Origin of the sequence: Butyrivibrio sp. INlla16 (genome assembly GCF_900104155.1) — a bacterium.
GTDB lineage: Bacteria > Bacillota > Clostridia > Lachnospirales > Lachnospiraceae > Butyrivibrio.
In genome coordinates, this window is the sequence record NZ_FMYB01000034.1 from 22354 (window position 1) to 48474 (window position 26121).

The 26121-nt window shown below is 43.2% G+C and carries 16 protein-coding genes; 14 read left to right on the plus strand and 2 right to left on the minus strand.

All coding sequences use genetic code 11. The annotated features are described in order from the left end of the window. The first annotated feature begins 4 nt into the window (after window positions 1–4). The 8 genes from BLR42_RS14895 to BLR42_RS14930 all read left to right on the plus strand — a co-directional run bounded on the left by BLR42_RS14895 (window position 5) and on the right by BLR42_RS14930 (window position 14033). The gene (locus BLR42_RS14895) at window positions 5–1108 is read left to right on the plus strand and encodes a BMP family ABC transporter substrate-binding protein (protein WP_091870748.1); all 1104 of its coding nucleotides are present in this window, start codon (window positions 5–7) and stop codon (window positions 1106–1108) included. Then, complete coding sequence (locus BLR42_RS14900; protein ID WP_091870750.1) at window positions 1101–3644, plus strand: ATP-binding protein; 2544 nt, start codon at window positions 1101–1103, stop codon at window positions 3642–3644. The genes BLR42_RS14895 and BLR42_RS14900 overlap by 8 nt, the downstream gene beginning before the upstream one ends. Window positions 3645–3661: 17 nt before the next feature. After that, entirely contained in the window at window positions 3662–4978 is a 1317-nt protein-coding gene (locus tag BLR42_RS14905; RefSeq protein WP_091870752.1) for a GGDEF domain-containing response regulator, read from the plus strand. Between the two features lie 31 nt (window positions 4979–5009). Next, on the plus strand, window positions 5010–5843 hold the full coding sequence (locus BLR42_RS14910) for an APC family permease (protein WP_091870755.1): 834 nt from the start codon (window positions 5010–5012) through the stop codon (window positions 5841–5843). Further along, window positions 5813–6655, plus strand: a complete 843-nt coding sequence (locus BLR42_RS14915) for a hybrid sensor histidine kinase/response regulator (protein WP_091870757.1) — start codon at window positions 5813–5815, stop codon at window positions 6653–6655. Before BLR42_RS14910 ends, BLR42_RS14915 begins: the two co-directional genes overlap by 31 nt. Window positions 6656–6663: 8 nt before the next feature. Further along, complete coding sequence (locus BLR42_RS14920; protein WP_242879361.1) at window positions 6664–8766, plus strand: HD-GYP domain-containing protein; 2103 nt, start codon at window positions 6664–6666, stop codon at window positions 8764–8766. Window positions 8767–8948: 182 nt separating this feature from the next. Further along, window positions 8949–11429, plus strand: a complete 2481-nt coding sequence (locus BLR42_RS14925; protein WP_091870760.1) for an EAL domain-containing protein — start codon at window positions 8949–8951, stop codon at window positions 11427–11429. A gap of 222 nt (window positions 11430–11651) precedes the next feature. Further along, complete coding sequence (locus BLR42_RS14930) at window positions 11652–14033, plus strand: ABC transporter substrate-binding protein (RefSeq protein WP_091870762.1); 2382 nt, start codon at window positions 11652–11654, stop codon at window positions 14031–14033. Between the two features lie 28 nt (window positions 14034–14061). Here BLR42_RS14930 and BLR42_RS14935 read toward each other — a convergent pair whose 3' ends face one another. Next, entirely contained in the window at window positions 14062–14952 is an 891-nt protein-coding gene (locus BLR42_RS14935) for a DegV family protein (protein ID WP_170832806.1), read from the minus strand. Between the two features lie 175 nt (window positions 14953–15127). Here BLR42_RS14935 and BLR42_RS14940 point away from each other — a divergent pair, with 175 nt between their 5' ends. The 6 genes from BLR42_RS14940 (at window position 15128) to BLR42_RS14965 (ending at window position 24319) form a co-directional block, all read left to right on the plus strand. After that, window positions 15128–16618, plus strand: a complete 1491-nt coding sequence (locus tag BLR42_RS14940; RefSeq protein WP_170832807.1) for a glycosyltransferase — start codon at window positions 15128–15130, stop codon at window positions 16616–16618. 56 nt (window positions 16619–16674) lie between these two features. After that, window positions 16675–17553 carry a cation diffusion facilitator family transporter gene (locus BLR42_RS14945; RefSeq protein WP_091870770.1) on the plus strand — a complete coding sequence of 293 codons (879 nt, stop codon included), beginning with the start codon at window positions 16675–16677 and terminating at the stop codon, window positions 17551–17553. 94 nt (window positions 17554–17647) lie between these two features. Continuing rightward, window positions 17648–20119, plus strand: coding sequence for an InlB B-repeat-containing protein (locus tag BLR42_RS14950; protein ID WP_091870773.1), 2472 nt, complete (start codon window positions 17648–17650; stop codon window positions 20117–20119). A gap of 258 nt (window positions 20120–20377) precedes the next feature. Next, on the plus strand, window positions 20378–21706 hold the full coding sequence (locus BLR42_RS14955; protein ID WP_091870776.1) for an MFS transporter: 1329 nt from the start codon (window positions 20378–20380) through the stop codon (window positions 21704–21706). A gap of 112 nt (window positions 21707–21818) precedes the next feature. Continuing rightward, window positions 21819–23186, plus strand: a complete 1368-nt coding sequence (locus tag BLR42_RS14960) for a leucine-rich repeat protein (protein WP_091870779.1) — start codon at window positions 21819–21821, stop codon at window positions 23184–23186. Window positions 23187–23269: 83 nt separating this feature from the next. Beyond that, window positions 23270–24319, plus strand: a complete 1050-nt coding sequence (locus tag BLR42_RS14965; protein ID WP_091870782.1) for a fibronectin type III domain-containing protein — start codon at window positions 23270–23272, stop codon at window positions 24317–24319. Between the two features lie 378 nt (window positions 24320–24697). On the opposite strand, the gene BLR42_RS14970 is transcribed toward BLR42_RS14965, so the two are convergent. After that, window positions 24698–25258 (minus strand): hypothetical protein, encoded by a 561-nt coding sequence (locus BLR42_RS14970; RefSeq protein ID WP_091870784.1) that lies wholly within the window; start codon window positions 25256–25258, stop codon window positions 24698–24700. Window positions 25259–26121 lie beyond the last annotated feature (863 nt).

Below are 26121 nucleotides of genomic sequence, written 5' to 3' on the forward strand. Positions count from 1 at the left end.
AAGTATGAAAAAACTAAAAGAAAACTTATGGACAATTATATTTAGTACGCTCTTACTGATCCTGCTCGCTATTGTGGTGGGGCTTATAAATTATGCACGCCCGCAGGATGTGAAGAAAATAGTAGTAGGTGCGCTTTTTATTGATGGAGTAGATGACAGGGGATGGAGTGAAAGCCACTATAATGGGCTAAAAAACGCCTGTGATAATTTGGGAATTGCATTGGAAGTAGAAGAAAATATATCTGAGACGCTTGAGGATGCAGAGCCTGCAATAGACAGATTAGTAGGAAAGGGCTGCAGTGTTATCTTCCTTACAAGTGATGAATATGATGAAAAACTTTATCCGGTGATACAAAATTATCCTGACATTGAATTCTATACGGTTTCCACGGATTCATCTCCCGAAAATGTAACCACATATTTCGGAAGGATATACCAGATCAGATTCCTGACCGGTATGCTCGCGGGGAGGATGACAAAGAGTAATATTATAGGATATGTTGCAGGACAAAAATCATGTCAGGTAAATCGTGGAATAAATGCGTTTGCTCTGGGCGCGAGATCGGTCAATCCCGACGTTGTGGTAAAGGTAAGATTCATCAATTCATGGACGGATGCTGAAAAGGAAAAAGAGCTGGCGACAAAACTCATAGAGGAGGATGGCGCCGACCTCATTACTTATCATGCAAGTATTCACACAGCTGTTGATGCAGCTGAGGAACATTCGGTCTATTCAATAGGATATAACAACAACGGAACCGACTATTCCGAGAAGTATCTTGCCTCTGTTAATTTCAACTGGGGCAAAATGTATAAGACGATACTTGATGATTTCTTTAATGGAGATATGTATCCGGGAAAGTATTACTGGCATGGTGTAGTATTCGGAACCGTGGAGATGAAAACATACTCTAAGGTTATACCCGAGGAAGTTATAAAGGAGATAGATGACAGAAAAGAAAAGCTTATAAATGTTCAGGATGTCTTCTATGGGGATCTGTATTCGAACGATGGAACAAAGAAATGTTCCAAAGGTCAAAGAATAAGTGATGATGCCCTTTTTAGAAAAATGGACTGGTTCGTAGAGGGGGTGGAAGTATATGAATGAAAAGGTCCGCCTTTTCACAAGCAGACGCGCTGCCATCCTTATAGCCTTTGTTCTTATAATGTCGTTTTTGGGAGTTCACTTCTATTTATATCTTATGGATATCATAGATAGTGTCGCCAAGCATAAAATAGTCAGGGAGGCTGAGGAAGCAACTAAATATTATTATGAGGAACTCAGTAACGAGATGCATGTCATCGAGTATATTGGGTCTATTCTTGAGGATGACAGAGAGGAAAATCAGGAAGAAAATTTAAAAAGAGTACAGCGTGCCATTGAAAGTGTTTTCAGGTCAGAACCCAGTATTCTTATAGGAGTTATGAACGGTGAGAGCGAAGCGGTATACGGTGAGAGAATTCCGCCCAATGAATATGACGGACTTCTTAGCTCAATGACGGGTAATGATGGCATTTCCTATATGCCGAAAGGTGCATTCCTGTTTTCGCATGCGATTATTCATGGTGATAATGTTGCGTACGTAGTTTATGCAATATGTTCTAAATCATATATAAGTAAGAATCATAGTCTTGATATAATACATAACCTTGGAAATATTGCACTTATGACAAGGGATGGCGATGAGGTACTGCCGTTTACGAATGTGGCTGAGGAAGACAAAGCCTTTTTCAGAAGCAAATCCGTAAGGAAGACCTTTGAAAATATCCGCGATAATCACAATCTTGAACAGGTTGCGGTTGAAAAAGTAAAAACAGTAAAGGGCGATATGTATTTCTATAACGCCTATATTGAAAATACGCATTTCATGCTGAATGGCGTCATGAAATATGAGGATGCGGTGGGATATGCTGCCAAAGTTCCGCTTGTTGTATTGGCTGTATACGGAACCCTGGTTCTCATGACCACCATACTTTCGTTTTTCCTGATTATTACCTCTGTTAAGGCAGGAGAAAGCGTAGAGCTTAAGAAGGCAAAACAGGAGGCCGAGGACGCATCAAAGGCCAAGGGCCAATTCCTTGCAAATATGTCACATGAGATCAGGACTCCCATCAATGCAATCATGGGCATGGGAGAACTTATTACAAGAGAAACGAATGATGCAAAGCTGCAGCAGTATGCGTTTAGTATCAAAAACTCCGCAACTCAGCTTCTGACACTGGTTAACGATGTCCTTGACTTTTCGAAGATGGAAGCCGGAAAACTGACACTTCGAAATGATCCGTATTATCTTTCTTCTGTGCTCACTGACGTGAATGTAATGATCAAGTCCAGAGCGGAAGGGAAAGGTCTGGTTTATCAGGCAAAGGTTGATAAGACAATTCCCGATGAACTTATCGGAGATGAGACAAGGCTTAAGCAGGTTATAGTAAATCTTCTGACCAATGGCGTAAAGTACACAATGGCAGGGTTTGTTCATTTGACCATAGATATGGTAGAGAAGGGTGAGGATTATGTAGATCTCAGGATATCCATTAAGGATACCGGAATAGGCATGAAGCCTGAGGACGTTGCAAAACTGTTCAATGCCTTCGAAAGACTTGATGAGGACAGAAATAAGACCATCGAGGGCACAGGCCTTGGAATGGCGATTGTTAAGCAGATTATGGATGCGATGGAAACAACACTTGAGGTAAAGAGTGTATACGGCGCAGGCTCGGAGTTTTCATTTGTGATTCATCAGAAGGTTGAAAACTGGCAGCCGATCGGCGACTATGAGGCCGCTGCCGAGAGAGTTGTATCCAAGCAGGAGAGCTATAAGCCAAGCTTTATTGCACCTGATGCAAGAATCATTGCTGTTGATGATACAGAGATAAACCTTAAGGTCCTGTCAGGACTTCTCGGACCTACAAGGATCAAGATTGACACAGCAATAAGTGGAAGACAGGCTCTTGAGCTCATGAGTGCAAACCGCTATGATCTGGCACTTATCGACCACCGAATGCCCGAGATGGACGGTATGGAGCTTCTTAAGCACATAAGATATGACGAGGGCAATGAGAACCACGATATGCCGTGCATAGCGCTTACAGCTAACGTGGTTGCCGGTGTCAGAGAAATGTATCTAAGGGCCGGTTTTGATGATTATCTGGAAAAGCCGGTGAGTGGAATGCGCCTTGAGGAGGCACTGCAGAAATACCTTCCTAAGGAGAAGCAGCTGGAGTACGTTGAGGGCGATAACAAGGAAGATAATAAGAGCGTCTCAGAAATAGCGGAACCTTCAACGGAATCCTCAGAGATAAAAGATCTTCAGGATGCAGGTTACATAGATATCGCAGCAGGCATTGAATACGCCGGAACTGAGGAACTTTTCATAGATACTCTCGGATTCTTCAGGGATGCGATAGATAAAAAGGCGGATGAGATTGAAGAACTCTATCTGGGAGAAAGGATAGAGGACTATACGGTTAAGGTTCATGCCCTAAAGAGCTCTGCGAGAATAATCGGAGCCAAGGACCTTTCAGAGAAGGCAAGACTTCTGGAAGAAGCCGGAAAACAGGGAAATCTTGATTACATAAGAGATAATAACAGCGATTTACTTGAAGCCTACAGGCATTATAAGGAAGTACTAAAAAATATCTGATCGGGGTGACAGACCATATGGACGGTAGAAAAATTCTTGTCGTCGACGATGATGAAATGATTCGCATGATGACAGTCAGAATGCTCAAATCTAAATATCATGTCATAACTGCTTCGTCGGGCATGGAAGCGATAGAAATCTATGAGAAGGAAAAGCCCGACATGATTTTGTCTGACCTTATGATGCCGGGAATGAGCGGCTTTGAGATGATGCAGGCTCTTCGTGAGAAGTACAGCTATGTCATTCCGGTTATGTTCATGACAGCTTTTTCAGGCGATGACACAGAGTCCAAGGGCCTCGAAGTCGGGGCTGTCGACTATATCAGGAAACCTTTTAAGCCCGATGTTCTCTTATACAGAATTGACAACGTAATGAGCAATCTGGACCGCATAAGAGGCCTTGAGATGGCGGCTGAGGTTGAGCCGATGACAGGTCTCCTTAATAAAATTGCTACGGAGAGAGAAGTCGATAAGGCAGCATCTAAAGGTCGCGGAATTTTCATGATGATAGATCTCGACAGCTTTAAGCTGGTGAATGATCTGTACGGTCATGAAAAGGGCGACAGAGTGCTTATCTGGTTTGCCGAGATGCTGCGCAGTATTATGAGGAGCACCGATATCATCGGAAGAGTTGGCGGCGATGAGTTTGCAGCTTTTTGTCTTAACACCAAAGAAGAGAAAATGGTTGCCGAGAGAACACAGTACATGAACCGGAAAATCGTGAGCTTTGCCAAGGAGCTTCTGGGTGATGACATGAATATACCGATCGGTGTATCTGTGGGTGCGGTGCTTTGCCCCGATGATGGGTCGGATTATCAGGCGCTTTATAAAAAGGCAGACAGAGCGCTGTACGAGGTAAAGCAGAGCGGAAAACACAATTATGCATTATATCGGCACGAAGAAAATGATGGCGGCAGGAAAAGTCCGGAAGGAATGGCGGAAATCAACATGCTCTTTAAGGAAAGAAATCCTGCACGCGGCGCCTTTGTTCTCTCTGAGGATCAATTCAAACTTGTTTACAGATTTATGATGCGTTTTCAGAAAAACTATGCATGGGATGTCCATTTCCTTTGCTTTAAGGTAGAAGCTGAAAACGGTGATGAAGAAAAACTGCAGAAGGCAGCGGATCATTTTCTTGAGGTTGCGGCGAGCTCCCTCAGAGGAAGCGATGTCCTTACAAGGTATGGAAATGACAAAGTGCTCGCAATTTTCCTGAAGGTGACAGAGCCAGATTGTCAGGTTCCGATCGACAGAATAGAAGCCAAATGGAGAGATGATCCCGAGGCAGCAGGCTATACCGTCAGCATGCTTAAGGAGTACATGGCTCCGGATTGACGGTTTTGAAAAAGCGGTTATGTGAGGGAGTATGTTCAAGGAAAATACCACGGTAGATAATCCAAAACTTAAGAAGTGTTTATCTCCTATCGGGACGTGGGCGCTTGCTTTTGGCTGCGCTGTAGGATGGGGCTCTTTTGTGATGCCAGGAACGACTTTTCTTCCGCTTGCAGGACCCATAGGCACAATGCTTGGAATGATTCTGGGGGCTGCAGTAATGCTGCTTATTGGAATCAACTACCACTACATGATGAACCTGTATCCCGATGACGGAGGAACCTATGCATTCTCCAAGCATGAGTTTGGATATGACCAGGGATTTCTTGGTGCGTGGTTTTTGCTCCTTGTCTACATGGCGATAGTGTGGGCAAATGCTACGGCCATTCCGATAATCTGCAGAAATCTGTTCCCCGGAGTTCTGGAAGTTGGTCCTAAATTTATCGTGGCAGGGTTTGAAGTTTACCTTGTTGAATCCGTTGTGGCATCTCTTGTAATCGGAATCGCCGGCTTTATCTGTGTCTGCGGTGGACGGATATCTTCTCTTGTTCAGACGGTATTTGCGCTCGTACTCATCGGCGGCATCGTGCTCGTTGCAGTTCTGATAACAGTAAAAGGAAATGTGTCACTTCTTAATGTGAAGCCATCATTTGTGCCTGAAAAATCAAAGTATTTTCAGGTATTTCAGATAGTTGCACTGGCTCCTTGGGCATACGTTGGATTCGAATCCATATCTCATTCAACCGAGGAATTCAATTTCTCCACAAAAAGGACTATAGGTATAATGGTGGGCGCCCTTATCTGGGGAATCTCGGTTTCGTTATACTGGGACTCTCTGTGGCATCAGCAATTATCACAGGCCTTATAGGCAACCTGATTGCAGCCAGCAGACTTATGTATTCCATGACCAGGGACAATCTGTTCCCCAAGTGGCTCATGAGTCTCAACAGATATAATGTTCCCTACAAGGCAACCCTTACTATCAGGCAGAGAGGAATGGATGGCAATAAGGGAAAATACGAGATAAGCGTAAAGGATAACGGAATGGGCATGAGTCCTGAGTTCGCTGCGACTGTTTTTGAGGCATATTCAAGAGAAAATACCGCAAGTAAGATTCAGGGTACAGGACTCGGAATGGCCATTACCAAGAGCATAGTTGATCTTATGGGCGGCAAAATCCGTGTTAAGAGTCAGCAGGGTAAAGGATCGGAATTTATTATCGACCTTGATTTTGAGACGATTCCGGATGCGGATTTTGTGAAAAAACATGTGCCCACCAAGGAAGTAACAGAGATTGATTATAGTAAATACAAGGTTCTTCTGGTTGAAGACCAGGCAATCAACAGGGAGATTGCGACAAGACTTTTGAAGAAATTCGGATTTCAGTATGACACAGCCGAGAACGGAAAAATTGCTTTGGACATGATTTCTGTGTCAACTCCCGGAACTTATAGTATAATACTGATGGACATACAAATGCCGGTTATGGACGGCTACACAGCTTCGAGAGAGATAAGAAAGCTCTCTAATCCGGAGCTTGCCAATATTCCTATACTTGCCATGTCCGCCAGTGCTTTCACAGAGGACATCAATAACGCGAAAGACAGCGGTATGAACGGTCACATTGCAAAGCCGATTGAAGTTAATAAGATGCTCGATACTATAAGGGAATTTTTGTGAGGAAAGTCATGGGGAACAATCGCGGAAAAGGGGATCTGCGTCTACCTAAGATAGGTTTTTTTATTCTGATTATTTTTTATCTGATTGCGGCAAGGTTCACGAGGTACTGCGCTAATTCAGATGATGTATTGGTTGTGATGGGGCAGCAGCTGGCGCTCATGTCTTTTGCAGGTGCCTTTGATTCCGTGCAAAACGGAATTATCATATGTCTTGTCGTGTTTTACGGCATACCGGGCTTTGTCATAAGCCTGTTTTTCTATGCAATCACCATTTTTAATTTATTGAGCGGAATTATCTTCTCACATAATCTCCTGATATTCCCGGGATTTTTCACATGTCTTGTTTCTCTTTTGGCGGTAGTGCTTATTTTTCGCAGAAACAGGGAAATTGAAAAACTGCAGAATAATGAGATAAAACACCTTAAAGAGCAGCAGGTCTTTTCACAAAAACTGTTTGAACAGACGGCTACAGCACTTGTAAGTGCTATCGATGCAAAGGATGAGTATTCAAGAGGTCATTCCCTCAGGGTGGCTGAGTACTCGGTGAAGATTGCAAAAGCTATGGGTAAGGATGAGGAGGACTGCAGAGAGGTCTATTATGCTGCACTTCTTCATGATGTAGGAAAAATCGGTATCTCCGACGTTATTATTAATAAAAACGGAATGCCTACAGATGAGGAATACGATGTCATCATGCAGCATCCGATTATCGGTAACCAGATTCTTTCCAGTATCAGTGAGTACCCGTATCTCAGTATCGGTGCGCATTACCATCACGAGAGATTCGACGGAAAGGGCTATCCGGATGGTCTAAAGGGTGAGGATATTCCCGAGATTGCCAGGATTATTGCGGTGGCAGATACTTTTGATGCCATGACCTCCAGCAGAAGCTACAGGGATGCACTTCCTCAGCAGCTTGCCTGGGAAGAAATCATAAAGGGATCCGGAACACAGTTTGATCCTGAGATAGTTAAGATTGCACAGTGTCTTGTAGATATCGACGGCGAATTCAGTAAGAGAGAAAAAAACACCCTGCAGGAGCTTTTGGACAAGGGCGGAATGCATTTTGGGGAGTACAGAAGCGAGATATCCGTCGGAGTTTTGCTTTCTCCGTTTATCACAAAGATGAATTTCAAATATCACTGCGATGAGGTTACTTCCGAGAACAGGAAGGGGCCTTCAATGGTGTTCTTTGATTCCTTTGACGGAAGAGCTCATGAAGAGGAGAGCATCATCAGGGAGCTGGCTTATTTTGAGTACTGTGAGGTTACCGCAGACGGCACGGTCATCGGTGATGGCACGAGAAAAGTAAAGACTAATGTGATAGAGTACGAAACCTCTGAGGAAGCAGTAGTTAGCGACGATGCTGCGCCGATTGACAGGGTATATGATATAGAAGCGGTTAAGTGCATCGATCATCTTCTTGTAAGAATTGATGACGGGGTTAAGAAGGTTGAAGTAATAGTTGCGCTTCCTGACTCCACCAGGTTTGTTTATATGGGGCTTACAGGGGAATATTGTGATATCAGTGATGTCAGCATAGCCAAGTCCAAGGAAAGGGTTGAAGAGGACTATATTCCGAGGATCGCAGAGCTTGTAAGCTATCTTGAGGGACCTGAGGGCGATGTACCGAATGTTCAGATAAGCAGTCACAGAACCCAGGCAACGAAGGGTGTTCCGATAGATGATGAGCTTACACTAACTTTCCATACAAAGAGCCTTCCGGCAGCAAGACTTATCTGGCACTGTGCCTACGCTGTGCTCTTTAGTTCAAAGAGCGGTGAAGTCGATTTTGAAGCCCCGGATTATCATGAATATGCACTTATAAGACTCGACGGCGAATCCTGGGAGGCTGGAAAATACTCTTCGAACAGGATAATTGTCAATATGAATGACAACTTTGACAGCTGGGAAGCCTGGAAGAAGGGCATGAAGGAGGGGACAGACTGTACCATCACCTTCAAGCGCAACGGCAATACGGTTATCTCGACCACCGAGGTTCTGGGACTGTTCATCAAGAACAAGACCACCCTCAAGGAGGACTGCGACAAGCTCTACGTAGCTATTACGGGAGATATCTGCGCAATTACGAACGTACGGGTGAATCCCTGACAAAGCCTTCCCCCTCTGGGGGCGCTCGACGTCCGGGGGACGTCGGTTCAGCGCGGACCGAAGCGGAGCGAAGACAGGTGGCACGAAGTGCCGGATGAGGGGAGTCTCTTAAATATCTCTAAAATTCGGTAAGAATATCTAAAGTCGATAATTTTTAGCAATAAATCAGCTAAAATATTATCATGGAAAAACAAATCACAGAGCATGTCATAAGCAAATTTGATACCGCTTTGGAGCAGGGCTGGGTAGAAGTATACTTCCAGCCTGTTATTCGTGCGCTCACGGGAAGGCTCTGTGGTATGGAGGCTCTGGCGAGATGGAATGATCCACACTGGGGAATGCTTGCTCCCTTCAGGTTTATAAAGCCATTGGAGGACAATAAACTCATCTACAAGCTGGACGCCTATGTGGTGAGGGAAGTCTGTAGGATATTGAGCGAACGTATTGCAAACAAGTTGCCGGTGGTTCCTGTTTCCATCAACTTTTCACGCCTGGATTTTGTGATGTGTGACATGTTCGAGTCTGTGGAAAATGCGATTAAGGATTATGACATTCCCAGAGATTATATTCATATTGAGATAACAGAGAGCGTATTCGTATCGGATGAGGGCTCCCTTCATGATGTCATAGATAAGTTCAGAAAAGTGGGCTACGAAATCTGGATGGATGACTTCGGAAGTGGATACTCTTCGCTTAACCTCCTGAAGGACTACGATTTTGACATGCTGAAAATCGATATGAACTTCCTTACATCTTTTACCGAGAAATCCAAGGCGATTCTGCGCTCGACTGTGGCTATGGCCAAAGACATAGGAATTAAAACGCTGGCAGAGGGCGTTGAGACAAAGGAACAGTTCGAATTTCTCAGAAACATCGGCTGTGAACAGATCCAGGGCTACTATTTCGGAAAGCCAAGACCTATAGATGATACATTGACACTCCTCGGAGAAATGGACATTAAGATTGAAAGACGTGAGTGGAGACATTTCTATGAAGTTGCCGGCATCCATGTAAAGGATACGGATATTCCGCTTGAAATAATCGAGGATGACGGAGAGACTTTCCATACTTTGTTTGTGAATAAAGCTTATTTGGAACAGGTATTTCATGACTTTGAGGGCGAAACGACTCCCGAGGAAATTGACAGAAAACTATATTCACCGGGCACACCGCTTCTTGAAAAATACAGGGAGTTCGCAAATACCATAGAGAAAAGCTCAAATATTGAGACTTTTTATTACACAGATAACGGATACTATCTGCGATTCAGGGCTAAGTGCCTTGCATCGCATAACGGACATCATATTATAAAAGGCTCGATTATAAATATAACGCTTGACCAGAATACCAGCGAGAGAGACAGACTCGACAGCAAGATCAGGGAACTGAATCGTCTGTTTGAGGTGGTTGATCTGGTAAATATCGAGACCAATATTATAGCACCTCTGCTGGGGAGATTTAAGTATCTTGACAGTGCCACCTATGTTTATTCCGACCTGAAAAAGGCTATCAGTATTTTTGTAGAGTCGGTTATTTACGCTCCCGAGAGGCAGGATTTCATGAAATTTATGGAAATTGAGACCTTAAGGGAGAGGGTGGAGAGCAGCAAAAAGGGATACATTGAGAAAATATTCAGAATTAAACAGCCTGATGGAGCCTTCAAGAGGAAAAATGTGATCATCATGATGGTTCCGGGAGCCGGAGGAAATGAGTTCCTTATCTGTTATAAGACCGTACCTGATGAGATATCCAAGATACTGGATGGTCTCACGGCTTCCGCGCGTTCACTTGTCGATAAGTATCTTGCTGACAGCGGAGCAATAACATACTCCGAGCTCTGGGAAAATATGATATGGGATTCTTCCATCAAGTTTTTCTGGAAGGACAAAAACAGGAGATTCCTTGGTGCGAGTCAGTCATTCCTCGATTTTTACGGACTTGGTTCTGTTGAAGCGATTGTCGGAAAAACAGATGAGGACATGCAATGGCATGTTGATGATGATCCTTATATGAACGACGAGTTTGATGTTCTGGAAAACGGCGCGAAGGTGATTGACGTTCAGGGACAGTGTATTGTCTCCGGTGTTGTGCATGAGATTACCTGTCAAAAGATGCCGATATACAGAAACGGTGAGATAGTAGGTCTGGTGGGCTTTTTCCAGGATAGGGATGAGGAGCTCTACAGACTTGAAAAGATTGCCATTCCTTCAAATGTGGACAGCGTAACCGGACTTATGAATGCGAAAGGTATTTTCATAAGTACGACGGAGTATGCCGTTCAACATGCGGATAAGGGTAAAAACTACGGACTAATCCTTCTTAGAAACACAAAGTATCAGCGAATACTGTCAACCTATGGCCAGGATGTATCTAATAAGCTTCTCTTTGAGATGGGACGGAAGATCGTTGAAGTTACCGGACAGACCTGCGCTGTTGCAAGGACGAAGGAGAGCTACTTCGCGATACTAACTTACGTAAAGACCAGGGAAGCACTGGAGTATCTTGCCGGTGAAGTGAAGAAAAACGTTGAGGGAATCAATGTTGTCGACGGCAATAACGTCACCGTTATGGTCAGTGTGGGCATGGCTCTTAGAAGTGATGAGGGCGTCACGGACGAGAACATATATATCAAAGCACTTGAGGAGTGCGACGGAAATCTCTGACAGGGGAGGCATTTTTTGATATAGTATAAGAAGCATTTAAAGCCTTCCCCTTGGGGGAATGGAAATATTAAAGCCTTCCCCTTGGGGGCGCTCGACGTCTAGGGGACGTCGGTCCAGCGCGGACCGGAGCGGAGCGTAGACAGGTGGCACGAAGTGCCGGATGAGGGGCCCGCCACTTCAATATATTACAACATATGAATTACTAACTTTGGAGGAAACGGTATGAATAAGTATGCTATACGACGGGGTATCGCCATAGGCATGGTATGCTCTATGGCTTTTTTATGTGCCTGCGGCAAAAAGAAGGAGGAAGTTTCGGGGGACACTGTGCAGACTAAGGCGCAGATCGACAAGGACCATATTTTCACCATGGATGATATTGAACTTCCTATGGAGGGTGACTACGGCGTAAACAAATGCTGCACCACAAAAGACGGATTATATGTGCTTGCAACCACATACGGAGAAGAATCGGAGACAAACAAACTTTTCAAGGTGTCCTTCGAGACCGGTGAGGCTGAAGAAATCGAGATCAGTGATGATGACAATTCCTACTTCGACAACATGACCTGTGATGAAGATGGGAACATCTATATTATTAAGAGCATCTGGAATGATGAAGAAGAGGAGGAGTCACAGGATGAGGAGGCTTCTGCCGGCGCAGTTTTGGCTGAATCCGAGAGCGAAGACATTGAGATGAACCCAAATGATGTGGCTTCAGAAACTACTGTGTTTGCGGAAGAGGAAGCATCCTCCGACTACCATCTTGTTAAGCTGTCACCTGCAGGCGAGGTCCTTTTTGATGTCGAGCTTCTGGAGGAAGATTTAAAAGAATATGTTCAGTCCTTAGTCTTTGTTAAGGGCAAGGGCGTCATGACCTGCTGCAACGGTAATATTTCGCTCTATGATATGAAAACCGGTGAGGGAAAGCATATCACAACAAGAGATAAGAACGACGACTATTATTACGGCAGTCTCTTTGCATCAAAAGACGGCACTGTCTATCTCTCGGAGGATGAGTGGGACGATAATAGCAGAAGCATCCTGAATAAATATAATCCGCAGACCGGGACTTTTGATAAGGATGTATCACTTCCCGACAATATTTATGCATCCAGTCTGTATGCCGGAAATTCTTATGATTTTTATACCTCGGATCGCGGTAACATCGAGGCATTCAATCTTGGCGATGAAAAGACAACGCTCATTTGCGATTTTACTGCCTCGGATATAATGACAGAATACATCAGTTATATCGCTGAAGCCGGTGAGGGAAAGCTCTTTGTGATAAATAGTACTGATTACGGCTATGGCAAACTCGCCTGCATGAACAAGGTAGAGCCTTCCGAAGTAACTGACAAAGAGATTCTTACGATCGGAACAACTTTTGTGCCTGAAGCAGTCAGAAAACAGGTTGTACAATTCAATAAGTCTAACGACAAGTATAAGATTAAAATTGTTGATTACACAGAGGATGATACAGAGGACGATGCAGAAGCTTACAGTGACACCGTAAAGAAAATCGGTCTGGCACTCACTCAGGGTCAGGGACCTGATATGCTGGTATTAGATTACAACATGCCTATCGAAAGCTACGCTGAGAAGGGCGCACTCGAGCCGCTCGATCCTTATTTCGAGGCAGATCAGGATGTAAACACTTCTGATTTCCTTCAGAATATTCTTGATGCGACCAGGATAAAAGGCAAGATGTACAGCGTAATTCCTTCATTTTACGTTGATACCTGCGTTGCTTCAAAAAAGAAAGCGGGGAATGACGGAGTAACGCTTAAGAACTACACAGATGTATGTAAGAATAATGGGATTGATCCCAAGCTCGGAATGGGCTCTATGAACAGAGCATCAGCCGCCGAGCTCTATTCCACAGTCGGCAGTACCTTTGTTGATTATGAAAACGGCACCTGTAATTTCAACACGCCCGAATTCATAGATCTTCTTAATCTTGTAAAGCAGCTTCCCGAAGACATGGAGGAGACGGGCTACGACTACGAGGACTTTGACTCATTCTACAGAGAGAATAAGTCACTTCTTTTTGAGTATTATATAAGTTCCTTTGATGATTATCAGGTTTTGAAAAAGGGATACTTTGGGGAAGATATTGTATTTAACGGTTTTCCCACAACTGACGGAGGTGAATCCTTCATCTCCACAAATCTTCAGATTGCTATGAACAGTGACTGCAAACATAAGGATGTAGCCTGGGAGTTCATGAAGTCATTTTTATCGGATGAATATCAGAAGAAGATTGAGTGGGGATTCCCTTCAAGGGAAGATGCTCTCGAGGCACTTGCGGCCAAGGCTCAGGAGAAACCTTATTATATCGATGCGCAGGGCAAAAAGCAGGAGACGTCCCATTTTTGGAGCGTAGGTGATACAGAGGTGGAGATTACCGAGCTTTCAAAGGAAGAGACACAGGAGCTGGTGGACTTCATCAAATCGGTAACAAGGACGATGATCTACGAGGATACCGTAAACAACATTATCTCTGAGGAGGCAGGAGCCTTCTACGAAGGTCAGAAGACCGCCGAGGAAGTTGCAGATGTTATCCAGAGCAGGGTTCAGCTATATTTGAGTGAGAATATGTAAAAAAAATAGCGCCACCCGGCGCTATTTTTTATTGTTTAAACCGACAGTCCTCGTCACCCATGAAGAAGAGTGCTACGGTTCCGGGACCGACGTGGGTGCCGGTTACGGGCTCGTACATTACGGAGAGAATCTCCTTCGGAGGATTGTTTTTATTAAGAAGCTCTATCAGGTAAGCAGTGTCGGCGTCGTTGTCTGCGTGGGCTATGCACACCGTCTGTGAGCCGGCATCCTTGACAATTCTATCGTAGACTTCTGCCATTGCCTGGATTGCTTTTTTGTTTCCGCGAACCTTATCAAAATTGATGATCTTACCGAATTCATTGCCGCGAAGGATGGGCTTGATGTTAAGCACGGTTCCTATGATCATTGCTGCATTGGAAAGACGACCTGTTCTCTGGAGATGACGAAGGGAATCCACCGTGAAAATCTGATAGACGCACTTTGAGTCGTAGGTCAGCTTTTCATAAGCTTCATCTATTGAAAGGCCCTGCTTTCTGTACTCTATAGCCTTCATAACAACTATTCCCTCAGCCAGTGATGCGGCCTTGGTGTCAAGCATATAGAACTTTCTGTCCGGGAATTCCTCTTCCAGCATATCCTTTGCGATAAGCGAAGTGTTGTAAGCGCCGCTGATTCCGGATGACATTGCGACGTAGAGGCAGTCATAGCCTTCCTTGGCATATTCAGACATTATATCGTAGTAGTACTGCGGTGAGGGCTGGGTAGTGTTGCAAAGGAGGCCGTTTTTAATACTCTCGTAGTAGCCCTTACCATCAAAATTCTCTATATCAAAGCACTGACGGATGTCATCCTCGTTGTCCTTCGGATAGTATGAAAAAGGAACCTGCTTGATATCCTCAGGCTCAAGGATCCGCAAAGGAAGGTTGCAGGATGTATCCGTAACTATTTTAAAACTCACTATATAATCCTCCCAAAAAGTAATACAATATATATTGTCAAAAGGCTGAAAATGCATACAGATTTGTATGCAGGTGGTTTTGACTACTAAATTATATCACATAAATTACGATGAGAATCATTTAGATGAATGTGCCGGAAATTCCGGAATTTTCAATATAAAACAGGAGGGGTGTATGAATATTTGTTTACTCAATGACTCGTTTCCGCCCGTTATTGACGGCGTGGCTAACGTGGTCATGAACTACGGAAGAATTTTTACGAATGATATAGGGGCAAAGGTGGTTGTCGGGACTCCCAGATACCCGGACGCGAGCTACGAGGGATATCCTTACGAGGTTATTCCCTACAGCAGCCTTGATACCACGGACCTTGTGGCAGGCTACCGCACAGGAAATCCTCTGGCGATGCGCGAGATTATGAAAATGGCTGAGTTCGGGCCTGACATCATACACACGCACTGTCCTGCGGCTTCCACAATAATGGCGAGGATTCTGCAGAACGAGACCGGCGCGCCGATCATCTTTACCTATCACACCAAGTTTGATGTCGATATTGCAAGAGCAGTCGGAGAGGGCTTTCTTAAAAATGAGACCGTGAAGGCTATGGTTAAAAATATATCCGCTTGTGACGAAGTCTGGGTGGTATCCGAAGGCGCGGGAGACAATCTTCGTTCACTCGGATACGAGGGCGAACTTCGCGTTATGAATAACGGCGTCGATTTTCCTAAGGGGAGAGTCTCAGAGGATAAGGTAAAAGAGGTGACTTCCGGGTACGATCTTCCCGAGGAACTTCCGGTATTTCTTTTTGTCGGAAGAATGATGAAGTACAAGGGACTGCCGCTTATCATAGATGCACTCAAAATTCTTAGTGAGAAGAATGTGAATTACCGCATGGTATTTGTCGGCGGCGGTGCGGATCTTGAAGAGATGCAGGCGAAGGTGACGGAGTACGGAATAACGGACAAGGTTATTTTTACAGGACCTATACACGACAGAGAGATGCTTCGTGCCTGGAATACCAGAGCAGACCTGTTCCTGTTCCCTTCCGTATACGACACCAACGGAATCGTTGTCAGAGAGGCAGCAGCCTGCGGACTTGCCAGCGTGCTAATAAAGGACTCCTGCGCAGCAGAGGGAATCACTCATGCGAGAAACGGATATCTGATCGAGGAGACTGCCGAATCTATGGCTGCACTCCTGGAAGAACTGTCCGATAAACATGACACAATGAGAGACGCCGGTCAGCATGCGATGGATGAGATTTATATCTCCTGGGAGGATGCCGTGCACGCAGCTTATGAGAGATACGGTGTGATCAGGGATATGGTTGCGGACGGAACACTTCCTCGAAGAAAGAAGCAGAGCTCGGATTACATCCTCGAGTCTGCATCTATGATAGTCAAGGGAACCGAGCATATCTTTGACATCCCGCGCAACATCTACGGTGGAATGAAGGAGAACTTCGATGACTTCAAGGAAGACTTCAAAGAGAATCTAGAGGAGTTCAAGGAGAACCTTCCCGAGGGAGTAAAGGAATTTTCCGAGAACGCTAAGGAACTTGGAGAGAGCGCCAAGAAGGGCGTTAAACAGGGTATCAAATACGCCGAGAAGAGCGTCCGTGAGGGCTTCGACCTTAGCATCAACGGCATGAAACTCGACGAATGATAATGCCTTCTCCTTTTGGAGAAGGTGTCAGCGCAGCTGACGGATGAGGGGAAAACATGAAAAATGAAGTACTGGTACGGCAGGAAAAAATTGCACTCATGCTCACTCTTTACAGAATTCCCGGCACAATAGCTTCTTTAATTGCAGCTATGGCCAGTGATTACATGGTCCTGTGGATGGAATTCATTGAGAACCTGAGTGTGCTCCTACCGAGCCTTATACTCTTTATTATTTCCAAAAAACTTCAAAAAAATCTGAAGTTCAAATTCAATTACGGCACCGGTAAGGTTGAGGCAATTTCCGCACTTAGCTGTGAGATGTTCGACATGGCAGGTCTTTTCTGTGTGGTGTTCTTTTCAGTAAGAAAACTAATAGAGCGGGAACAGGAGGAGGAATTTCTGGTATTTGCGCTCATAGTCAGCATTATCGGCGTTCTTATTGATATCTTTGTATTTTTCAGGGAAAAAGAACTCTCCAAGAAGGAGCACAGCAGGATGCTGCACACCGCATACATTGGTGCCCAGAAGGAGTTTGGATTTGATCTCGTATCAATTCTGACGCTTGCCATAAGCCTTGTTTTCAGCAAGAAATCCTGGATATACTATTTTCCCCCGATCGTCTGCATAATCATGGCCATCCCGTTTTCAATAATAATCTACGGCCATATTCGTGAAGCCTTCATGGAACTGGCGGACCTCACTATAGACGAGGAGAGCCAGCTTAAGATAGTGAAGGTGCTGAACGAATTCTACGATTCCTATGAACTTCTCGGCGACGTAAACAGCAGAGTTAACGGCAAATACAAGCATATAGATATCGGCCTGCATTTTAGGCCGGATATGACCTATGACGAGGTCAGAACTGTCTCGGAACAGATGAAGCACCGAATCACAGAAGAGATCGGAGACTGCAGAATTAATATAAATGTGATGTGAAAATACCCCCAAATGGCGGTAGTGGAATTTTTGTGATTTTATTACAATTTAAAGCGTGTTCTTTGAAATAAAATTCCACAAGGGGGAAAAGAGAATGGAGAAAAGGAAACTATTAACAGGATTGCCAAAATGGTTGTTCATGCTCTGCATGACGCTGCTTGTGTTCGCGGGGGTGAAGACAAGGGTACACGCAGCAACTGAATATGATTTGTGGATTGGCGCAACCAGGATAACCAGTGAGAATTGCAATGACCTTAGTGATATTGTGGTGGGGCCATTTGCTCGCAAAACACATTCATACTTTGATCCGGACACTAATACTCTGTATCTGGATGAGGTTCTTAGAATTGACGGGAACACTATGCATAATGGAACACGTTCCAAGATTTATTCCAAATTACCGCTGAAAATCAGAGGAAACGCTGAATTAAACCTCAAAAATGAAGATGATGTTACAGCGATATCAACAGAATCATATCTGGATATTCAAGGTGATTTTTCTTTTGAAGGCGGTAATGGCGCACTATTTGCAGGACAAAAGATTACTATTGACGGAGAAAATACAAAAATCACAATTACGAAAACACCACAAGATTCGGCAGCCATCTATGGATTGTTTGGAGTATGTGTCAATAATGGCTCAATTAATATTGAGGGCTATTCAGACGGCATTTATTCATCTTGGGGGGATGTCTGCTTATTTGGAGGTACATATAAGATGGCCTGCAATGGAGGTATGGCAGTAAAGGCTAGAAAAGGCGGTCTTTTCTTAGCTTATGGTTATACTCTGAATAAGCCTATACAGGGAAGAGTTGGTACCTATGGAGATTATTCGACAATAGTAAAGCTGAAGCATGAAGAAGGTGAGCTGGATCGCCTTTATGCCTATGATCTTGATCTTGTTATGGGTCAAGATAGCATATGCTATGTAACATTTGACACTAATGAACAATTGGGCTTTAATTCAAAACAAACATCTTGGAATGGTAGGCCCAAAGGAAGCACATTTAATCGTCCCGAAGATCCTACGAGGGAAGGATATTTCTTTGGCGGGTGGTATACCTCAAGAGACTGCAGAGATGGTGAAGAATATGATTTTAATACTAAAGTAGAAAGAAGTATAACTCTCTATGCAAAGTGGAACAAGGGTAAGCAGTATAACCTTTGGGTTGACGGTACCAGAGTAACAACTCTTAATATGGATGATATTCCGGTAAATGCTAATGGCAAGGTATCATTTGATCCGGCAAATAATACCCTTAACCTTGACGGATGGTTTGGAATTTATCAGGATGGCGAGACTGTAAATAGTGTTAAATCATTTATTTATACAGGTATGCCAATCAGGATTGTAGGAGATGCTGATATTGTTGCCAGAGACGCCAATGCATACCCGATTTACAGTTATTTGGGGAATGTAACCATTGACGGTGATATTCGTATTAGTGGTGCAAACACAAGTATTTTCTCAGCAATGGGCGTAAAGGTTGATGGCAAGAATACAAAGCTTACCATTAAAGATACAGATATAGGTATTTTCGGAGGATCCGGAGTTACGATAAACAATGGAATAGTTGATATTGATGCGAAAGCCTATGGCCTCAAAACAAGCGCAGGACTTATTGATATTCAGGGCGGATTAACAACGATAAAAGCTGGTCAGTGTGCTATTTACGGTGGTAAGCAAAGGAGCGTTAATGTCGCAGATACTGTGGCTATTCTCGAACCAGAAAGCTACAGCTTCGGCAAGAGTCAAAGCGGTGATCCATTCTACACAATTATGGGTGGTGATTCCAAGGATGCGAAGACGGTTAGATTTGATGCATCCCGTCCGGTTTACACGGTTACCTTTGATATGAATGGCCAGAATGTAACTGCTCCCAAGCCTCAGCAGATTGCTGACGGAAGATGTGCGCATCATATCAGTATAAGCAATTACCCCAGAGGATATGGCTTTGGTGGATGGTATATTGATAAAGCATGCACACAAGGCTACGATTTTTCAAAACCGGTACATAACAGCTTTACTCTTTATGCAGAATGGGTAGAAGATAAATCACAGATAGATCCTGACAAGATTCACAGACCTGAAACTGACAAGATATTAAGCGGTAAGGAAGCAAAGGGACGCGGAAGCGCATTTGCATTTGGACGTGGACAGAGATTCAGAGTAACTTCCGATGATAAGGCTAATCCTACAGTAACTTTCGAGAGACTCACAGATAAGAAGGCTACAAGAGTCACAGTTCCGAAGACCGTAACCGTTGACGATGTTACCTACACAGTAACAGCTGTCAGCTCCAAGGCCTTCAAGGGTTGCAGCAAACTTAAAGTAGTAACTCTCGGATCCAACATTGAATCTATCGGAGCAAATGCTTTCAAGGGATGCTCCAGCCTTAAGACTATTAAAATTCAGTCTACAAAGCTCACGAAGAAGTCAGTTGCGGGCAAGGCATTTTCAGGAGTTAGTAGTAACGCTACAATCAAGGTTCCTGCAAAAATGAAGAAGAGCTACGGAAAGATCTTTGCTAAGAAGGGGCTCTCCAAGAGTGTGAAAATTAAATAAGAATTATGAGCTGAATGCGAAAAACGAGGCGGTGCACTAATATTTAGTGTGCCGCTCTTTTTGATTAAGCCATTGGAATACCAGGGATAATATCAACGGAAAAGTAAATAATACCCTTGGTAAAGTGTATAAATCCGTCTAAAATGTATACCAAAGTGCAAAAAAGCTACAAATATTTACGAGAACTAAGAAGTGGCAACTTTTTACCCTAAATTAGGGTATCATAGATATAGAAAAATATGGTAGGGGGAGAACGGTATGAGTAAGGATGCAAAAAACAGCACGCTTGGATTCTGGTCACTGGTATGGCTTCTTGGCCTTGCAGGGCAGCTGTGCTGGAACATGGAAAATCAGTGGTTCAATACTTTCGTTTACGCCAAAATAGCCAAGGATCCCACCATAATCTCATGGATGCTGGCCATATCTGCCACCGCCACAACTATATCTACATTCCTTTTTGGCTGTATTTCAGACAGAATTGGAAACAGAAAAAAACTGGTGGCCATAGGCTATATCCTCTGGGGCGTGTTCACCATACTCTTTGGAACCACACAGTTCATGAAGCATGGAAACGGGGATGAAATGGTATTTGTAGGTGTTGCCTTTGCAGTTATCGCTGCGGATGCCATCATGAGCTTCTTTGGATCCATGGGTAATGACATAGGCTTCAATGCCTGGATTAACGACCACATGAATGAAAAAAATTCAGGCTCTGTCGGTGCGGCCCTGGCTGTCCAGCCTGTTATCGGAACCATAGCAGGAACCGTCATGGGCGGACTTTTGGTAGGCGCTGATGATAATTATATGAGACTCTTCGTTGTTATCGGCCTTCTGGTAATCCTGCTGGGAATCGTATCCCTTTTTGGCATGAAGGATGCGGAAAGTCTTAAGCCCTCAAAGAAAGGTTCTTTTTCAAAACAGTTCTTTTCAATATTTAATGTCAAAGAATACCTGCAGCACAGGGAGCTGGTATTTGTAAACCTGATGCTGGCAGTTTACTTCATTTCCTTCAATGTTTACTTTTCTCATCTTGGTAATTTCATGATCTATTATCTGGGCTTTACTGCAGATATGATGGGACTTATCGAGGGTGTTGGACTTCTTATTGCGATGTTTTCCGCAATCCCTGCCATCAGGCTTATTCGCGACGACAGATCCTCACTTCTGATATTAGTGGCAGTAATCCTTAATGCAGTAGGACTTTTTATCATCGGACTATTCGTATCACCTTCAAATGTAAATCCCGCCACAATCTGGAATCCGCATCTTCTGGCAGGGGTACTGTTTGTGGGCATCGGTTATATCCTTTTCCTGCAGACCATTACAGTATGGTCCAAGCGTCTGTACCCGGAAGATGCCAGAGGACAGTTCGAAGGAATCCGCATTATTTTCTACGTTCTGATTCCAATGGTTGTTGCACCACTTATTTCCAATCCAATTATCAAGACCAGCGGAGAATTTGTGGACGAATATGGATTCACAGAGTATCTCCCCACCAATACATTGTTTATTGCAGGAGTTGTCATTTTACTGATGACACTAATTCCGCTATTACTGGCCAATAAAGAACACAATCACAGAAAATAGATTCAATGTGACGAAACTTCCCATGCAAACATATCTTTTTTTTGTTATAATCTTTCCTTGAGGGGACGCCGCTTTCTGCGGTAAAAAATATAATTCTAAGGGGAAAGAATCTATGAAGAAATCACTCAAAGCACTACTTCTAACAGTCGTGTGCCTTTTTCTTGTGTTCTCTAAAGGCAATGTAAACGCGGCGAATTCAACAATCTCAGTAACAGACAAAGATATGCTTGGCACCTGGACCGGGACTTATACCGGAACCAACTCGGGTACTAAAATCGACAGAAAAATCACGCTAAATGTTAACAGGTATTCAAAGAACGGTAAGTTTTCCGGAACAGCATCAATCGATGACAACAGAAATGGAAACTACTACTTCGAAGGCTCTATCGATTCAGAAGGTGAGATAAGATTCGAAGGTGAAAAATGGCGTCACAATCCCAGTAATTTTGGTTTCGGCACTTTCGGCGGCACTTTCGGCGATTCAAAGAAAACAATCAATGGTACGATGGATGGCGCAACAGACAGACCTTTCACTATCAGCCACACTTCCGCTAACTATGTTGAAACGGCAGTTCCGGCCACAAAGGTTGCTGAGTACTGGACAGGTGAATATGACGGATCCAGCGGATCAACTGTTGTAAGAAGAAACCTTAAGACACATATAACACATCTTGCCGGCGGTAAAATCCAGGGTGTCAACAGAATGCTCCCTTCATCAAAGGCAGATTCACAGTATGGAGCAACAGCAAAATACTACTTCAAGGGAACTTACGATGAGGCACTGGCAACCTTCAACATTCAGGGATATGAATGGATTGAGTATCCTGCAAGTGAAGACGGCGTTTCAAATTGGTCATTCGTAGAACTGACAGGCTTCATCGATCCTGCAACAGGTACAATTATCGGATCCACAGATAACGGAATATGGAGCATGCGCGTAAGCAACGCAGCAGAGTTTGAATACACACCCGACTACAGGGAAGACGCTGTATTTGAAAGCGGCGAAACTACTTATTACACTTATGCAAACGGAACATCAGATGTTAAGACCTGCAAGAGCTATACATCAACACTGACAATTCCTGATACCATCGAGATGTATCATCAGCAGTATGCTGTTATCGGTATTTTCAAGAAGGCATTTTACAAGAATACTTCTATTCGAAAAGTTGACGGCGGACATAACCTCGGAAGCATAGGCGAGAAAGCTTTCTATAAGGCAAAGAATCTCCGCGAAGTTGATTTTTCCGTTGCTCCGATAAGCAAGATCGATAAGAGAGCATTCTACGGATGCAGCAATCTTAAGACCGTAAGAATTAATGGTGACACCCTTTCAAAAGTTGGAGCAAAAGCCTTCACAGGTGTTAAAAATGCTAAGGTTTACGTTCATGCCAAGGATAAAAAGACTTTCAATAAGGCTGTTAAGCGCTTAAAGAAGGCCGGCATGAAGAAGTCAAAGTATAAATTTGTAAAGCATTGATAAAAAAGAATCCTGCCCTCCCCCACATGTGTGGGGGAAGGTGGCGCGCAGCGCCGAATGAGGGAAAGGGGATCACGAGACGTATGAAAAAAGTAACTAAATATCTTTCTTTATTACTGGCTGTAATTTTAACGGCCTCAGCTTTTCAGATGACGGATGCTTCTGTAAGTAGTGTTAAGGCTGCAGGGGAGAATGGCCTTGATCCTATAATTATTCCGTACAACACAGGCGATTATGCCAGCTATACGACTCAGTATCGCGACAACTATTATGCGCTGGATCTGCCTGAGGACGGCGATCTTAAGATTACTATTCTCAGTGATAATGCGTGTTTGGAAAAATTTTACACCGACTCATACAATTTTATAGATGCGTATGAGAATATAAGTACGAATAGACCCTATGTTGCGCACTTTACTGCAACAGCCGGAAGATATTATTTGTATTTCTACGGAGCCGGCAAAAATTTCAAGATCAAAACCGAGTTCTCCGGTTTTGGTTTTAAAGATGAGTTCGACGATGTCTATGAAAATCCCAAGATGTACAGTCTTGGAACAGAGGCAAACGGGGCGGTCGGATATACGGATGAGTATGACTGGTATAAGTTCGAGATTCCGGAAAACGATAAGTATAAGATCAGTTACATAGCTAACACCGGTTATTTCGACTTCAATATATTGGATAATGATCTGAATAGTTATTGGTATGATATCAGTGTAAAAGGGAATGAGCTTAAAACCGCTAACTGCTATTTCCTTAAAGGTACTTACTACATCAAGATTGTTGGCGGCCGTAAGGCAAAATATAAGTTCACTATTGCGAGAACAGGTGTAACACCTACAGCAATTAAGAAGGTGAAGGCCGGTAAGAAATCTGCCAAGATTACCTTCAAGAAGGTAGATGATGTAACCGGATATCAGATTCGATATTCAACCAACAAGAACTTCAAGGGCAAGGTTAAAACTAAGTCCTTTGCGCAAGGCTACAGCAGTACCAATAACCTGTATGCAACAATCAAGAAACTTAAGAAGAATAAAACCTATTACTTCCAGATCAGAACCTTTGAAGAAGGAAGATCAGGCAACTACTATTATTCCGACTGGTCAAACACAAAACGTGTAAAGGTTAGATAATTGAGGAAAAACGAAAAACAGCCCTTATCGTGCGAGGCATGATAGGGGCTGTTTTTTATGTGCTCCTTGCGGCGCACGTATCTTTCTATTTTACAGTGGCATTTGTCTGCTTTGCGACAGCCTTAACAAGCTTTTTATAGCACTACAAAAATACGATCCGTTTAACAGTGTTCCTGTCACCTTAGTCTGTTTATTGTCAGCTGCTTTTGAAATAATGGACGAATGTCCTGACAACAAAAAACACAGCAAAGCTGTGATGGTTTCGATAAATTAAGTCAGAATATTAGAAGAACAAGGAAAACAAATTTAGTTGGGGAATGAATAGAATAAGAAAAACCTCTGAAATGCAAATAGGTAGGCACTTCAGAGGTTTTGCTGTTACTTTATTTTGAGTGTTGTAGTGCAGGCGCTGCTCTTATTGCCTTGGTGGAACTGGAAATACATATAAAGCTGAGTTCCCTTTCTGAGCTTAATTGTGCCGACGCGCTTCTTTTCGCTGTTAGAATATTTCTTGGTTGCTATCATCATAAAATGGTTCTTGGTACTCTTTTTTAGCTTTACGGTCGTTCCGGCAAGACTGGTGGCATTACCGGGTACAAAGAATTCAACCGATCCGAAAATGAAGTCTTTCTTCTTGCCCTTAACAGGGCCTGCAGTTATTGTATAGGTCTTGGTCTTTGGAGCAACGAACTTGAGAAAACCGCAAAAATTTCCGGCTTCATTTTTGGTAGTAACGATGTTGTACTTGCCGGTCTTGGTAATGGTAGACACGGTAGGCTCAATATCCTCTAATTCAGTCGAGAAAAGATTCTGAGCAAGTGTAATCTTCTTTGCAGCTTTAACATTGATGGGAAGCAGCAGACATACGCTCATCGCAAAGACAAGAGCAATTGACAAAAATCGACTAAAGATGCGTCTTTTTACGGATTTATTCTTCATATAATCCCCCTTCCGATAAGAAACACATAAGAAACAAAATATAACGAAATGTTGTGATACGTATATTATAGCAAGTTAGAATCTTCGTGAAACCAGAGAATTATTATTTTTTCATAAACTTGTAAGGAGACAGATGTTGGTGAATCCAGGTAAAACTGATTAATACTCTATTTTATTGGAGATTTGTATTGGAGATTTTAGATTTGTTGGAGATTTTTCTTGTTGCAACAAATAACTCTATTATCATGTCATTTGTTGTATAGGTATCAGCTAAGATGCAACAAAATAATGAGCTGACAGAAGATTTGTTGTATGGTTTTTACTTGGAAACAACAAATTCAGTTTATATCACAAAATTGTTGTACATAGGACCCTCATATTACAACAAAAATGGCTCGATATGAAAATTTGTTGTTTTGCCTTTTTGGGGTTACAACAAAATCTTATTTTAGCGCTGTATTTATTGTATAGAAGTATTTGGATTACAACAAAAACTGATTTTGAAGCTGCATTTATTGTTCAGAAGTAATAATGGCGAATAATAGGTTACTATTCACGGTCTAATGATTGACTAAAAATATATAAGTGCTGATTGATGCAAGAGGTCGTAAACTCAGATTATGTCTGGGGTTACGGCCTCTCTGCATTTTGCACTAATTTCTGATTGAAAGTTTGTGGAAAATAATGGTACTATATAACTAAATAATACCAATACACGTATTGACATAAATATTGGTATGATATATAATAAATAGTACCAAGTACAGTTAAGGAGGTTGGATGAAAGATGTCGATAGTGAAGTACACAAACAAAAAGACTGGAATGATTGCCGTTTACGAGTCTACATCTCATTATGATCCTG

Coding starts and splice junctions, on each gene's coding strand:
- BLR42_RS14940 (WP_170832807.1), top strand. CDS start 15,128: ATGAATATTTGTTTACTCAATGACTCGTTTCCGCCCGTTATTGACGGC.
- BLR42_RS14960 (WP_091870779.1), top strand. CDS start 21,819: ATGAAGAAATCACTCAAAGCACTACTTCTAACAGTCGTGTGCCTTTTT.
- BLR42_RS14970 (WP_091870784.1), bottom strand. CDS start 25,258: ATGAAGAATAAATCCGTAAAAAGACGCATCTTTAGTCGATTTTTGTCA.
- BLR42_RS14905 (WP_091870752.1), top strand. CDS start 3,662: ATGGACGGTAGAAAAATTCTTGTCGTCGACGATGATGAAATGATTCGC.
- BLR42_RS14955 (WP_091870776.1), top strand. CDS start 20,378: ATGAGTAAGGATGCAAAAAACAGCACGCTTGGATTCTGGTCACTGGTA.
- BLR42_RS14900 (WP_091870750.1), top strand. CDS start 1,101: ATGAATGAAAAGGTCCGCCTTTTCACAAGCAGACGCGCTGCCATCCTT.
- BLR42_RS14965 (WP_091870782.1), top strand. CDS start 23,270: ATGAAAAAAGTAACTAAATATCTTTCTTTATTACTGGCTGTAATTTTA.
- BLR42_RS14920 (WP_242879361.1), top strand. CDS start 6,664: ATGGGGAACAATCGCGGAAAAGGGGATCTGCGTCTACCTAAGATAGGT.
- BLR42_RS14930 (WP_091870762.1), top strand. CDS start 11,652: ATGAATAAGTATGCTATACGACGGGGTATCGCCATAGGCATGGTATGC.
- BLR42_RS14945 (WP_091870770.1), top strand. CDS start 16,675: ATGAAAAATGAAGTACTGGTACGGCAGGAAAAAATTGCACTCATGCTC.
- BLR42_RS14925 (WP_091870760.1), top strand. CDS start 8,949: ATGGAAAAACAAATCACAGAGCATGTCATAAGCAAATTTGATACCGCT.
- BLR42_RS14950 (WP_091870773.1), top strand. CDS start 17,648: ATGGAGAAAAGGAAACTATTAACAGGATTGCCAAAATGGTTGTTCATG.
- BLR42_RS14910 (WP_091870755.1), top strand. CDS start 5,010: ATGTTCAAGGAAAATACCACGGTAGATAATCCAAAACTTAAGAAGTGT.
- BLR42_RS14895 (WP_091870748.1), top strand. CDS start 5: ATGAAAAAACTAAAAGAAAACTTATGGACAATTATATTTAGTACGCTC.